We start from the raw sequence: 14358 nt of genomic DNA, 5'->3' as shown, positions 1-14358 counted from the left end.
GTCGAGTATTCGACAGTGGCGCCGGTCTCGACACCGGTCAGGTTCAGCGTGCCGACGTTGGTGACGTGGTCGGACGCGCTGCTGCCCGAATCGGTGGCGAGCGCCACGCCCGGTGCGGCGGCCGACGTATCGAGCGTGAAGCTGAACGAGGTCGGGTTGGACGTGTTGCCGGCGATGTCGGTTTGCCGGACCTGCACGTCGTTCACGCCTTCGACCGCGCTGAAGCTGGTGCTCCAGGTATGACCGCCGTCGGTCGAGTATTCGACGGTCGCGCCGGTTTCGACACCGGTCAGGTTCAACGTGCCGACGTTGGTGATGTGATCGGATGCGCTGCTGCCGGAGTCGGTGGTCAGGGCGACACCGGGCGCGGCAGCTGACGTATCGAGCGTAAAACTGAACGAGGTTGCCGCCGACGCATTGCCCGCGACGTCGATCTGCCGGATCTGGACGTTGTTCGTGCCTTCCAGGGCACCGAAGCTGGTGCTCCAGTGTGCACCGTTATCGACGCTGTATTGCACGGTGGCGCCGGTTTCGATGCCGGTGAGGTTCAATGTACCGACATTAGTAACGTGATCAACGGTATTGCTGCCCGAGTCGGTGGCGAGCGCAACGCCCGGCGCAGCAGCCGACGTATCGAGCGTAAAACTGAACGAGGTCGCCGCCGACGTATTGCCCGCGACGTCGATCTGCCGGACCTGCACGTTGTTCAATCCTGCGACGGCGCTGAAACTGGTGCTCCAGTGCGCACCGCCATCGACGCTGTACTGCACGGTCGCGCCGGTTTCGACACCGGTCAGGTTCAATGTGCCGACGTTGGTGACGTGATCAACAGCACTGCTGCCCGAATCGACCGCCAGCGCGACACCCGGCGCGGCAGCCGACGTGTCGAGCGTGAAGCTGAATGACGTCGCCGCCGACGCATTGCCGGCGACGTCAACCTGCCGAACCTGCACGTTGTTCATACCTTCGACGGCGCTGAAGCTGGTGCTCCAGTGCGCGCCGCCATCCACGCTGTACTGCACGGTGGCGCCGCTCTCGACCCCGGTCACGTTCAGCGTACCGACCTTGGTGACATGATCGACGGCACTGCTGCCCGAATCGACCGCCAGCGCGACACCCGGCGCAGCAGCCGACGTATCGAGCGTGAAACTGAACGACGTCGCCGCCGACGCATTGCCTGCAACGTCAACCTGCCGCACCTGCACGTTGTTCGTGCCCTCGATCGCACCGAAGCTGGTGCCCCAATGCGCACCGCCATCGACGCTGTACTGCACGGTCGCGCCACTCTGAACCCCGGTCACATTCAGCGTACCGACATTCGTGACGTGATCGACGCCACTGCTCCCCGAATCGACCGCCAACGCCACGCCAGGCGCCACAGCCGCGGCCGTATCGAGCGTGAAACAGCAGGACGCCGCCGCCGACGCATTGCCGGCGACATCGATCTGCCGGACCAGCACGGTGTTCGTTCCCTCGACCGCGCTGAAGCTCGTGTTCCAGTGCGCGCCGTTGTCGGTGCTGTACTGAATGGTCGCGCCGTGTGCGACTCCGCCGACCGAAAGCGTGCAGTCCGACGTGATGTTGTCGGTGGCCGAACTGCCCGTGTCGTGCGCCAGCGCGACGACAGGGGCGGGCGGCGCAATGTCGACATAGGCGGTCGCCCAGCTCAGCGTGCCGTTGCCCAACCGGATCGCGTACGTGAAGCTGTCCTGCGCGTAGCCGAGCGTATTGAAACTGTTCGACAGCCATGACGCGTCGAGGTGGCTCGCGTCGTATCCGACCTTGCCGTCCGACGTGATCCAGATGTGCGCGCCGTGCGCGCTGTAATCCGTGCTCACGGCTTCGGCTCTCGCCGTATCCTGGGTCAGCAGCGCGGTCTGCTCGAGCGCGACGGTCACTTCGGTGCCGGAGTCGAGCGAGTAGAGCGTCTTGGCCGCTCCACCGAGATCGTTCGCCATCACGTTCAGGTAGACGGTGGTGAGCGTATTGTCGGTGAGCCCGGTCTGCGCCGACGTAAACACGTCGTTTGTCGCCTGAGGTGTATTGCTGATGGATACCGCGGTGCCGTTCGAAGTCGTCGCCATGTCGTGCTCCCCGTCCTGTCTCAGGTGTATTGACGCAGGCATTCCGCAGCCCCATGCGGCGCTCGCCCGCGGATCTGCAAATCGGTCGTCGTGTCAGCGCTCGCGCAACGCCATGTCCTTGGTCTTGATGACGGGCTTGAGCAGGTAATGCAATACGGTCCGGCGGCCGGTCCGGATGTCGACCGTCGCGATCATGCCCGGCACGATCGCGACCGGCTGGCTGCGGCCGCTCGGCTTGTTCTGCCGCGTGCGCACCAGCACGCGGTAGTAGCTGTCGGGTTTCTCGCCGGGGCGGTCGGGCACGATCGTGTCGGCGCTGATGTCCTCGACGACGGCCGGAAAGCCGCCGTAGATGGAAAAGTCGTACGCGGAGAGCTTGACCGTCGCGTCCTGCCCCGGATGCAGGAACGCGATGTCCGCGGGCCGCACGCGCGCTTCGATCAGCAGCGTGTCGTCCAGCGGCACGATCTCCAGCAGGTCCATCCCCGGCTGGATCACGCCGCCGACGGTGTTGATCTTGATCTGCTTGACCATGCCCTTCAGCGGCGCCCGCACCAGCGTGCGCGTGACGCGATCCTCGAGCGCCACATTGGCCGCGCTCAGCGCGGACTGTTCGGCGCGCGCCTGGTTCAGCTCCTTCATCGCGTCGGCGCGGAAGTGCGCGGTCGTTTCGTCGATCTTCTGGCGCGCTTCGCGATAGGCGGCTTCCAGCCGCGGCATCGCCAGCCGCGTCGCGTCGAGGTCGCCTTTCATGTCGTTGGCCTGCCGTTCGAGCCGCAGGACTTCGACATCGGATACCGCGCCTTTCTGCACGAGCGGGCTCGTCAGCGCCAGCTCCTTCGCGACGAGGCCATAGCTATGCTGCAGCTGCGCCTGGCGCGAACGTTTCTCCGCGAGCTCCTGGCGATGCTGTTCGGCCTGTTGCCTGAGCACGTCCAGATTGGCCTGCAATTCGCGCTGGCGCGATGCGAACAGCGAGCGCTCCTCGTCCAGCAGGCCGGGGCTCGTCTGCGCCAGCCGATCGGGTGCGACGAACGCGGCGCCGTTCGCCTCGGCGGTGAGGCGCGCGATCCGGGCAAGCAGCGCGGCATCCTTCGCCTGTCCCTCCTTGTACGACGACGTGAAGCGCGTATCGTCGATGCGCATCAGCGGCTGGCCTTTCTGCACGACCTGTCCCACGCGCACCATGATCTCGGAGACGATGCCGCCCTCGAGGTTCTGCACCACCTGCACCCGGCTGGACGGGATCACCTTGCCTTCGCCGACGGTCACTTCGTCCACTTCGGCGAACGCGGACCAGGCGAGGGCGACGACGACGAAGGTGAGCGTCGCCCAGAGTATCCAGTGGCTGAAATAGCGCGGCCCTTCCATTGCCGCAGCGCAGCGTTCGCGCATGAACGCCGTATCGTCGGCGCGCGGCCTGAGGGCCGCGCCGATCCGTGCGGCCAGCGCCTTGAGCGCCGCGGCGCGGTTCATCGTCGGCGTATCCGCGCCGTCGGGTTCAGCCAGCAGCGACATGGAGCGTCCTCCCTGCAAGCGCGGCCAGGACCTGGTCCTTCGGGCCGTCGGCGACGACGCGGCCCTGATCCATCACGATCAGGCGGTCGACGAGCGTGAGCAGCGACGGGCGATGCGTGACGAGCAGCAGCGTGCGGCCCTCGAGGCGGGCCGCGAGCCGCGCCTTGAACAGTTCCTCGGACCGGTTGTCCATCGCGCTGCTGGGCTCGTCGAGCAACAGCACCTGCGGCGACAGCAACATCGCGCGGGCGATCGCGACCGCTTGACGCTGTCCGCCGGACAACGCTTCGCCGCGCTCGCCGACGGCGAGATCGAAGCCGTTCGGCAAGCGGTTGACGAAGTCGGCGACCCCGGCGACCTGCGCGGCGCGCAGCACGGCGTCGTCGTCCACGCCGGGCGCGCCCAGCACGATGTTGTCCCGCACGGTGCCGTTGAACAGCATCACGTCCTGCGGCACGTGGCCGATCCCGCGCCGCAGCGCGGCGGGATCGTACTGGCGCAGGTCGACGCCGTCGATCAGCACGTTGCCGGAAGCGGGCGGATAGAGCCCCAGGATGAGTTTTTCGATCGTGGTCTTGCCCGAGCCGACGCGTCCGATGATGCCGACGCGCTCGCCCGCGGCGATGCGGAACGACACGCCGTCGAGCGACGTGCCGCTCTGGCCCGGGTACGCGAAGCCGACGTTCCGGAATTCGATCTCGCCGCGCAGCGCCGGCCGGTGCACGAAGCGCTGGTCGGCCGGGCGCTCGCCGGGCAGGTTCATCACGCCGCTGATCGACCCCAGCGCGCTGCGGGACTGGTGGTAGCGGGTCAGCAGCGACGCCACCTGGCCCATCGGCGCCAGCGCGCGGCCCGTCAGGGTCGTGCAGGCGATCAGGCCGCCGGTCGTGAGGCGGTCGTCGCCAATCATATAGACGCCGCACAGGACTACGGCGAGATAGGCCGCCTGTTGGGAGAACATCGCGAAATTGACCGCGCATCCCGACAGCAGGCGCGACGTGAGCCCGAGCCGCGCGATTTCGCCCAGCAACTGCTCCCAGCGGGCCTGCATCGGCCCTTCCGCGCCGTTGACCTTGATCGTTTCGAGGCCGACCAGCGTTTCGATCAGCAGCGCCTGCCGTTGGCTCGCGTGGCGCTGGCTGGCCTGCACGGCCCGCGCGAGCGGCCCCTGCACGGCAACGCCCGCGCCGATCACGAGCGGCAGCGCCATCAGCGGCAGCCAGCCGAGCCCGCCGCCGACCCAGAACATCGCCGCGATGAACACCACCGAAAACGGCAGGTCGATCAGCGCCGCCGCGGTGGCCGACGTGAGGAAATCGCGCACCGCTTCGAATTCCTGGATCTGCGACGCGAATCCGCCGACCGACGGCGGGCGCGCGGCCATCCGGATGCCGAGCACTTTTTCGAACAGGTTGGCGGACAGGATCACGTCGATCTTCTTGCCGGCCATGTCGATGAAATAGCCGCGCAACGTGCGCATCACCACGTCGAACACGATCACGAGCACGATGCCCGCCGCCAGCGCCCACAACGTCTCGAGCGCGTGGTTCGGCACGACCCGGTCGTAGACGTTCATCGTGAACAGCGGCATGGCCAGCGCAAACAGGTTGACCAGCATCGACGCGAGCATCACTTCCGCGTAGATCGGCCACGACTGCGCGACCACGCCCCAGAACCAGTTGCGCGGGCGCGGCACGGCGCTTTCCGCGTCGCGCGCGTCGAACCGGTGGGCGGGGCGCGCGAACAGCACGAGGCCGGCATGGCGTTGCGCGAGCTCGGCCGGGGCGAGCGCTGCCTCGCCGCAGCCGGTTTCGGGAAGGATCACCTGCACGGTGCCGGACGCGTTTCTGCGAACCAGCACGCATGCCTGCCCGTCGTTCAGCAGCAGCACGACGGGCAAGACCGCGTCCGGGATGTCGTCGAGCGCGCGCCGGGCCAGTTTGGCGGAAAGGCCCGCGCGCGCCGCTGCCCGGATGAACAGCGCCGGCGTCAGGCGCTGGCCGGCCAGCGGCAGGCCGGCCACGAGCGCGTCGGCGCCCACGGGCCGGTCGAACAGCCGCGTCAGCACGAGCAGGCAGCCCAGCAGCGGATCGTCCTCGATGCCCGATCCGTGGGGCAGCTCCCATGCACGCGCGCCTGCCGCGCCCGCCGCGGCTTCCGTCGTGGCGGCGTGCATTACAGTACGCCGCCACGCAGGTGGCGGTCGGACTGGTGCGGCAGTCCCCCCGGCGCGGATATCCCCGCCGTCAAGCGCTTTGTCTTGCTCATGCGCTACCCCGATGTTGTTCGTTCGATGTCCGTCGCTTGGTGCGACTGCTTGTCGACTACTGCCTTACGTCGGAGCAATAGCAAGTAGCGGGCCAGATGGGGTGGTGGGCGGGCGCAGCATGGCGGTGCGTGCTTGCGCGAGCCGGCCGGCCGGCGCGAATGGCGATTTTGTTTCGGATCTGATACGAATGAATGCGCGTGGCGTTGCGGACGTGCGCGGCGCGATGCGCGGCGGCGCTCACGCTCTCGTGCGCGGATCAAGATGGCAGGGCAGCAGGGCGGTGGCGAACCGTCGCCGTGGCGCAAGCGGGGCGCTGGGCCCGGCCTCGAGAAATGTTTCAGCGCTGAAACGTCCGGGGTGTCGCGACGTATCGCCGATGCAACGTGGGTAAGGCCGGGGGCCGGCAGGCTTGCTGCAGGCGCGCCCGCCCATCGTAGAATCGACCCCTTATCCATCAGGAGATTGCCCGTTGGCTTCGCCATCCGCCCAGCGCCGGTCGTTGCGCTCTCGCCTGCGGCGCGCCCGCAATCCGTGGCAGGCGCCGCGCGCGCGCACGCTGTTCACGCGCCCCGCGACGTCGCCGCATCGCACGCTGCTGTTCCGCCTCGCCCTCGTCGTGTTCCTGCGCGCTCGCGTTCCTCGGGGTATTCGTACCTTTCATGCAAGTTCTGGAGGTCAGTCGCCGCAGCCCCTTATCTCGCAAGGCTTCGCGCCCCTGCGACATCTTTTCAAAACCTAATTCTGCAAACGGTTGATCAGAAAGGCATTCCCGAACCAAAGCGCCAGAATTTGCACGAAAGGTACGAAGACCCCGTAAGGGTGACGCTGTGTGCGGGGCAAGCGGGGCGACGGGGTGGTGTCGCGCGCTTGCCATGGGGGCGGGTTTCGGGCAGCGGATTTCGAACCATGCGGTGCACCGGATCGAACGGCTATTGCCCCGTCGGGCTCGAATGAGCGGTCAGGGCGCCGACCGTGCGTGCGGCGACACGGCGACAGGCGCGCGAGCCGGGCCTGAACCTTGCGCCCCGCAAGCGTCGCCCGCGGCCACGCCGCGACGCATCACGCAAGAAGATTTGCAGGGAGGCGCGCATGGAGCCGATGCCGGTCGTACTTCAGTGGGATGCGGTCCTCGTCAGGATCGTCCTGGCGCTCGTCGCGGGCGGGCTGATCGGCCTCGATCGCAGTGAATCCGGCAAGACGGCAGGGCTGCGCACGACGATCTTCGTCTGTCTCGCCGCGTGCCTGGCGATGCTGCAGGTCAATGCGCTGCTGCTGCAGGCCGGCAAGCCGCAGGGCGCGTTCTCGGTGCTCGACCCGATGCGCCTGCCGCTCGGCATCCTGACCGGGATGGGCTTCATCGGCGGCGGCGCGATCCTGCATCGCGACGGCCTCGTATCCGGCGTGACCACGGCCGCGACGCTGTGGTTCGTCACGGTCGTCGGACTGTGCATCGGCGGCGGCCAGCTGTCGCTCGGCGCGCTCGGGCTCGTGCTGGGGCTCCTAGTCGTGTGGCCGCTGCGGTTCGTCGAGCAGCGCGTGCGCAGCGTCAGGACTGCGCTGGTCACGGTCGAGTACGAACTCGGCTCGACGGCGCGCGAGCGCCTGACGACCGGGCTGCGCAATGCGGGCTTCGCGTGCCGCACGCGCGGTTTTCGCGAAACGGCCGCGCGTGCGTTGCGCGAGGAGGAACTGCTCGTGCAGTGGCGCGAACCGGCCAACGCCGATGCGATGCTGCTTCAACTGATCCGGATCGTCGAATCGGCCGGCCTGACATCGATCCGCTGTTCCGCGGAGAACTGAGCTGCACGGCGCTTGCCAGAACGTCGGCGGGTTGCGTGCCTCATGCCGCATTCAGCATTCAGGATTCGGCAGCGTTCAACGTCCGGCTTCCGCGCCGTCGCCGTCGTGCGCGTCGCCGTTCGTCCCCGGCCGGCTCATCGCGAGATGGAGCGCGGCCGGGTCGACCGGTTTCACGAAATGCTGCAGAAACCCGGTCGCGAGACAGCGTTCGCGATCCGCGTTGCGGCCATAGCCGGTCAGCGCGAGAAAGATGCACGGCGTGACCTCGTTGATCGCCTTCAGCCGCCGCAGCAGCTCGTAGCCGTCCATCACCGGCAACCCGATGTCGAGGATCGCGACGTCGGGACGGTAGGCGCGGTACGCGGCCAGTGCGGTGACCGGGTCGTGCACGACGGCGACCTCGTGACCGGCTTCGCGCAGCCATTGCGCGAGCGTCGACGCGGCATCCTCATTGTCGTCGACCAGCATCACGCGCCGGCCGATGCGGCCAGGCGCCAGGTCACGGATACCGGGCGGCGGCTGCGGCACGGTGACCGCCACCGTTTTCGGCCGGTATTCGGGCAGCGTGATCGTAAACGTGCTGCCGCAGCCGGGGCCGGCGCTGTCCGCGCGCACCGTGCCGCCGTGCAGCGTCACGAGGCTGCGCACGAGCGCCAGGCCGATGCCGAGGCCGCCATGCGCCTGTTTCGCCTCGCCGTCGAGCCGGTAGAACGGCTCGAAGATGCTGTCGAGGCGATCGCGCGGAATGCCGGCGCCGTTGTCGCACACCTCGACGATCGCGGTGTCGTCCGCGCCGCGCGCCGCGCGCAGCGTGATGTCGCCGCCCGGCAGCGTGTATTTCGCCGCGTTGGTCAGCAGGTTCGCGACGGCCTGCGACAGCCGCACCGGGTCGCCGTGGCAGCGCGCGTCCGGATCGGCGTCGACCTGCAGGCGGTGGCGGCGCTGCTCGAACAGCGGGCTCGCGATCTCGACCGCGCGGTCGACGATGTCGGCGAGCCGCACGGCTTCCTTCTTCAGCGTGATCTTGCCGCGCGTGATGCGCGACACGTCGAGCAGGTCGTCGATCAGCCGGACCATGTGATCGAGCTGGCGCTGGATGATCGCGATCTCGTTCGGCGTCGCGTGGCCGTCGCGGTTGCGGATCAGCTCCAGCGCGAGCGAGATCGGCGTCAGCGGATTGCGCAGCTCATGGCCGAGCACCGCGAGAAACTGGTCCTTGGCCTGATTCGCGTCGCGCAGCTCGCCGAGCAGCCGGTCGCGCTCCGCGTTCGCGGCGACGAGCTTCTCGCGCGCGGCGACGTGCTCGGTCACCTCGACCGCACTGACGATCACGCCCAGCCCGTCCGCGAGCGGCTGCGGATTGAAATGCAGCCGGTACACGCGGGCGCCGTCCGGCTCGGGCCGGTCGCGGTGCTCGCCGATCGTCGTCGAGCAGCCCTGCGCGCGGGCGGCTTCCAGCGCGCGCACGATCTCGGGCGCATCGCCGCCGGGCAGCACCGCCGTCAGCGGCTGGTCGACGATGTCGGTCCGGCCGCATAAGGCCGAGAAGCGGTGATTCGCGAGCACGATCCGGTGCGCGGGGCCCGACAGCAGCGCGATCGGCAACGGCGCGTGCATCAGGACGCCGTTGCGTTGCTGTTCGGCGTCCTCGCGGCGGCGGATCTCGTCGCTCAGCGCGCGCGAGCGCTGCTGCGACAGCGCCAGCGTCAGGTGCAACCCGCTTTCGTCGTCGCGCAGCGATGCGGCGGGCAGGATGCGGCGGTGCAGCGCGCATACGTGGCGGAACGTCTCCGACTGCTCGGCGCCCGGAAACGCATCGTGCGGATAGCCGCAGTAGAGCGAGAAGCGGTATCGCTCGATCAGCTCGTTCCATAGCGCTTCCACCCGCAGCGCCGCGGCGTAGCGGTTGCGCGCGCACAGCAGCGCGACCATTTCGCCGAACGCATGCACGGGCCGGCCGGCGCGGACCGCCGCTTCGACGATCGTGCCGATCGAGCGGCGAAAGCGCGCGGGGTCGGGCAGGTCGCCATCCATGAAGCTGTCGAGCAGCGCGTGCGCGCTCGACATGAAGATGCGGCCGCGGGCCGCGCCGCCGGCCGACGCGCCGAGCGTGTGCAGGCGTTCGTGCACTGCCGCGAGGCAGTCGGGCCGCGCGATCACGATCGCGCTGCCGCCGGCGCGCAGCGCGTCGGCCGCGAACACGGCGACTTCCGACATGAGCTGCGCGTCGGACGCGTAGAACTGGACGACGTGATCGGCCCGCATCGGTGCCGATTCCAGCAGGGGAGGGACAGTTTTCATCGCTCACGACCAGGCAATGCCGTTGGCGGCCGGCAATTCCGTGCCGCGGCTATATCCGTGCCGGCGCGAGCAAACTGCGTGCCGAACCCGCGCCCATGCCCTGCGACGCCGCGGCACGGGCACGGCTCGCGCGGGCGATGCCGGACGGCGCTGCATGTGTAAATACTGCAGAAACCACGCGCGTCAGGTGACGAATGCCCGCCCGCCGGCCCCGCCGTCCGAGCAGCGATCCTTATCGCTGCAGCAGATAAACGTATCCGAATCGCTTCGTTGACGCAGTCCGGCGCGCGCTCGTAGATTCGCATCTTTACCGAATCAAGGGCTGTATCGTGACGACTCCCGCCATCCGCGCCGCAGCATCGACGCCCGCCGGCCATCGGCCTGCCTTGCCGCCGGAGGCCGGCACGCAGCGATTCGACATCGTCCCGTTCGATGCGCCGCTCGGCGCCGAAGTCGTCGGCATCGACCTGTCGCAACCGCTCGGCGCCGCCGATTTCGCGCGCATCCATCGCGCGCATCTCGACCATCACGTGCTGGTGTTTCGCGACCAGCGCATCACGCCGGCCGAACACATCGCGTTCAGCCGCCGCTTCGGTCCGCTGCAGATCCACGTGCTGCACCAGTTCGCGCTGCCCGCGCATCCGGAAGTGCTGATCGTGTCGAACATCGTCGAGAACGGCAAGCCGATCGGGCTCGGCGACGCCGGTCATTTCTGGCATTCCGACCTGTCGTACAAGGAAAAGCCGAGCCTCGGCTCGCTGCTGCATGCGCAGGAGCTGCCGGCCGAGGGCGGCGACACGCTGTTCGCGAACATGCATCTCGCGTGGGACACGCTGCCCGCGCACCTGCGCCGCGCGGTCGAAGGGCGGCGTGCCGAGCACACGTATCTCGCCCGCTATGCGGAGCTGCAGGCGCGCAGCCCGTGGCGGCCGAACCTGTCGGCCGAGCAGATCGCGCAGGTCGAAGCGGTGGTGCATCCGGTCGTGCGCACGCATCCTGAAACGGGCCGCAAGGCGCTGTTCGTCAGCGAGCATTTCACGACGCGCATCGTCGATCTGCCCGAAGACGAAAGCCGCGCGCTGCTCGACGAACTGTTCGCGCACAGCGTGCGTGCGGAGCATCTGTATCGGCACCACTGGCGCGAGCACGACCTCGTGTTCTGGGACAACCGCTCGTTGATGCATCTCGCGGCCGGCACGCCCGACCATCTGCGCCGCAAGCTGTACCGCACGACGATCGAAGGTGACGCGCCGTTCTGAGCGTCGCGTCCTGGTTTGCCGCCTCATTCTCATTGGAGTTCCGATGTCGTTTCCGCTTTCGCCGGCCCTGCGCCGCACACTGGCCGCCACGCTCACCGCGGCGCTCGCACTGGCCGCCGCCGGCACGCCGCAAGCCGCGCACGCGGAAGGCCGCATCCGCATCGCCGAGCAGTTCGGCGTGGTCTACCTGATGCTGAACGTCGCGCGCGACCAGCAACTGATCGAGAAGGAAGGGCGCAAGGCCGGCCTCGACATCAAGGTCGACTGGGTGCGCCTGTCAGGCGGCGCGGCCGTGAACGACGCGCTGCTGTCGGGCGCGGTCGACGTCGCCGGCGCGGGCGTCGGGCCGCTGCTGACCGTGTGGGATCGCACGCGCGGCCGGCAGAACGTGAAGGGCGTCGCGTCGCTCGGCAATTTTCCGTACTACCTCGTCAGCAGCAACCCGAACGTGAAGACGATCGCCGACCTGGGCGCGAAGGACCGCATCGCGGTGCCGGCCGTCGGCGTGTCGGTGCAGTCGCGCGTGCTGCAGTACGCGGCCGCGAAGCAGTGGGGCGACAAGCAGTTCGACAAGCTCGATCCGCTCACGCAGGCGATCCCGCATCCCGACGCGACGGCCGCGATTCTCGCGAACAGCAACGTGATCACGGGCCACTTCGGCAATCCGCCGTTCCAGGAGCAGGAACTCGCGGGCAATCCGAACGCGCACATCGTGCTGAATTCCTACGACGTGCTCGGCGGCCCGAGTTCCGCGACGGTGCTGTACGCGACGGAGAAATTCCGCGACGAGAACCCGAAGACGTACCGCGCGTTCGTCGCCGCGCTCGCCGACGCCGCGCGCCAGATCGCGGCCGATCCCGAGCGCGCGGCCGATACCTATATCCGCGTGAACGGTTCGAAGATCGATCGCGCGTTGCTGCTGAAGATCCTGCGCAATCCGCAGGTGCAGTTCAAGACGGCCCCGGAGAACACGCTGAAGCTCGCGCAGTTCATGCATCGCACCGGCGCGATCCGCAACGAGCCGAAGTCGTGGCGCGACTACTTCTTCGACGATCCGGCGACGGCCGGCGGCAGCTGAGCGGGCGTGGCGCTGCGGCGCCGCGATCGACGCTTATGCGTCGACGCGGTTTCGATATGTGCAATCGTTGGTTGGGCCGCGCGCGGTGCCGCCGTATGTTGATGCTTTACCCGCAAGAGTTTCGATCGTGAACGCCACTTCTCCCCGAATCGGCCTGCCGCCGTACGCGGCGCGCGGCGCCGCCGCACCGCCCGCCCAACCCGTCACCGACACCCGCGCCGCGAGCAGGCCGGCATCCGCGTCCGCGCCGGCCGGCGCGCACAGCGAGCGCCTGCTGGCGATCGATCGCGTGAGCCTCGAATACCGGAGCGGCGCGCGGATCGTGCGCGCGACCCATCAGGTCAGCTTCGACGTGTATGGCAGCGACCGTTTCGTGCTGCTCGGCCCGTCGGGGTGCGGCAAGTCCACGTTGCTGAAGGCGATCGCCGGCTTCATCGAGCCCGTGTCGGGCTCGATCGCGCTCGACGGCCGGCCCGTGCAAGGGCCGGGCCCCGACCGCATCGTCGTGTTCCAGGAATTCGACCAGTTGCCGCCGTGGAAGACGGTCGTCGAGAACGTCGCGTTTCCGTTGCGCGCGGCCGCGAAGCTGTCGCGCGCCGAAGCACGCGAGCGCGCGCTGCACTATCTCGACAAGGTCGGCCTCGGTGCGTTCGCCGATGCCTATCCGCATACGCTGTCCGGCGGCATGAAGCAGCGCGTCGCGATCGCGCGTGCGCTGGCGATGCAGCCGCGCGTGCTGCTGATGGATGAACCGTTCGCCGCGCTCGACGCGCTCACGCGCCGCAAGATGCAGGAGGAACTGCTGCGCCTGTGGGACGAGTTCCGCTTCACGCTGCTGTTCGTCACGCATTCGATCGAGGAGGCGCTCGTGGTCGGCAACCGGATCCTGCTGCTGTCGCCGCATCCGGGGCGCGTGCGCGCGGAGCTCAACAGTCACGATCATTCGCTCGACAGCGTCGGCAGCGGCGACTTCCGCGACAGCGTCGCGCGCATTCATCATCTGCTGTTCGATACCGACGTCGCAGACGAAACGCAGGCCGCACCGGCCACGGAGGGCATCGCATCATGAGCACGATCGATCCGGTCCTGCCGCCGCTGCCGCCCGTGCGCGCCGAATACGTGCGCCCGCTCGACCCGCCGCCCGACGCCGAACGTGCGGCGCCCGCACCGCTGTGGCGCCGCATCGTCGGCGCGAGCGGGTTTCGCCGCGCCGTCATCGCGCTCGTGCTGATCGCCGCATGGGAAATCATCGCGCGCATCGTCGCGAACGACCTGCTCGTGCCGACCTTCGGCGCGACGCTGGCCGCGTTCGTGCAGGGCATCGCATCGGGCGAACTGCTGGTGAAGACGGGCATCTCGATGTCGGTGCTGCTGCGCGGCTATGCGCTCGGCGTATTGCTCGCGTTCGTGCTGACTTCGCTCGCGGTGTCGACGCGCATCGGCCGCGACGTGCTGTCGATGCTCACGTCGATGTTCAATCCGCTGCCGTCGATCGCGTTGCTGCCGATCGCGCTGCTGTGGTTCGGGCTCGGCACCGGCAGCCTGCTGTTCGTGCTCGTGCACGCGGTGCTCTGGCCGCTCGCGCTCAGCATGTACACGGGGTTCGCCGGCGTGCCGGCCACGCTGAAGATGGCCGGACGCAACTACGGCCTCACCGGCCTGCGCCAGATCGTGCTGATTCTCGTGCCGGCCGCGCTGCCGTCGATCCTGTCGGGGCTGCGCGTCGGCTGGGCGTTCGCGTGGCGCACGCTGATCGCGGCCGAACTCGTGTTCGGCGCGAGCGCGGGGCAGGGCGGGCTCGGCTGGTACATCTTCCAGAACCGCAACGAGCTGTATACCGACCGTGTGTTCGCGGGCCTCGCGGCCGTCATCGTGATCGGCCTGCTCGTCGAGCATCTCGTGTTCGATACGCTCGAACGCGTGACGGTGCGCCGCTGGGGCATCCCGCACTGACCGTATCGATGTGCGTGCGTGCGCATTCCCGGCGCACGCATAACCAAAGCTGAAATCGGTTTTTCACGCGCGCCGGATGCGTCCCTATACTTTTCG

At 68.4% G+C, this 14358-nt stretch carries 9 protein-coding genes and 1 pseudogene; 6 read left to right on the top strand and 4 right to left on the bottom strand.

Annotated elements, in window-relative coordinates; genetic code table 11:
- The 3 genes from U4Y91_RS32880 to U4Y91_RS32870 all read right to left on the bottom strand — a co-directional run.
- The coding region (locus U4Y91_RS32880) for a beta strand repeat-containing protein (RefSeq protein ID WP_321808563.1) at positions 1-2084 on the bottom strand (2084 nt) is incomplete at its 3' end.
- 93 nt (positions 2085-2177) lie between these two features.
- Positions 2178-3602 (bottom strand): HlyD family type I secretion periplasmic adaptor subunit, encoded by a 1425-nt coding sequence (locus tag U4Y91_RS32875; protein WP_321808562.1) that lies wholly within the window; start codon positions 3600-3602, stop codon positions 2178-2180.
- Complete coding sequence (locus tag U4Y91_RS32870) at positions 3586-5778, bottom strand: type I secretion system permease/ATPase (RefSeq protein ID WP_321808561.1); 2193 nt, start codon at positions 5776-5778, stop codon at positions 3586-3588. Before U4Y91_RS32870 ends, U4Y91_RS32875 begins: the two co-directional genes overlap by 17 nt.
- Before the next feature lie 562 nt (positions 5779-6340).
- Here U4Y91_RS32870 and U4Y91_RS32865 point away from each other — a divergent pair.
- Together U4Y91_RS32865 and U4Y91_RS32860 are read left to right on the top strand one after the other, a co-directional pair.
- A pseudogene (locus tag U4Y91_RS32865) lies at positions 6341-6569 on the top strand (potassium transporter TrkA); the annotation flags it as partial.
- A 391-nt stretch (positions 6570-6960) separates the two neighbouring features.
- Positions 6961-7671: an MgtC/SapB family protein gene (locus U4Y91_RS32860; RefSeq protein ID WP_321808560.1), complete on the top strand. Its 711-nt coding sequence runs from the start codon at positions 6961-6963 to the stop codon at positions 7669-7671.
- A 75-nt stretch (positions 7672-7746) separates the two neighbouring features.
- Here the strand turns inward: U4Y91_RS32860 and U4Y91_RS32855 are convergent, their stop codons facing one another.
- Positions 7747-9936: an ATP-binding protein gene (locus U4Y91_RS32855; protein WP_321808559.1), complete on the bottom strand. Its 2190-nt coding sequence runs from the start codon at positions 9934-9936 to the stop codon at positions 7747-7749.
- 365 nt (positions 9937-10301) lie between these two features.
- Between U4Y91_RS32855 and U4Y91_RS32850 the strand changes: the two genes are divergently transcribed.
- From U4Y91_RS32850 to U4Y91_RS32835, 4 genes are all read left to right on the top strand, one after another.
- Positions 10302-11231: a TauD/TfdA family dioxygenase gene (locus U4Y91_RS32850; RefSeq protein WP_321808558.1), complete on the top strand. Its 930-nt coding sequence runs from the start codon at positions 10302-10304 to the stop codon at positions 11229-11231.
- 43 nt (positions 11232-11274) lie between these two features.
- Positions 11275-12309, top strand: coding sequence for an ABC transporter substrate-binding protein (locus U4Y91_RS32845; RefSeq protein WP_321808557.1), 1035 nt, complete (start codon positions 11275-11277; stop codon positions 12307-12309).
- A gap of 127 nt (positions 12310-12436) precedes the next feature.
- Positions 12437-13378: an ABC transporter ATP-binding protein gene (locus U4Y91_RS32840; protein WP_321808556.1), complete on the top strand. Its 942-nt coding sequence runs from the start codon at positions 12437-12439 to the stop codon at positions 13376-13378.
- Positions 13375-14262, top strand: coding sequence for an ABC transporter permease (locus U4Y91_RS32835; RefSeq protein ID WP_321808555.1), 888 nt, complete (start codon positions 13375-13377; stop codon positions 14260-14262). The genes U4Y91_RS32840 and U4Y91_RS32835 overlap by 4 nt, the downstream gene beginning before the upstream one ends.
- Positions 14263-14358: the final 96 nt, after the last annotated feature.

It is taken from the genome of Burkholderia sp. BCC1993 (genome assembly GCF_905339865.1).
Classification (GTDB): domain Bacteria; phylum Pseudomonadota; class Gammaproteobacteria; order Burkholderiales; family Burkholderiaceae; genus Burkholderia.
This window is presented reverse-complemented; position numbering and strand designations above follow the sequence as displayed.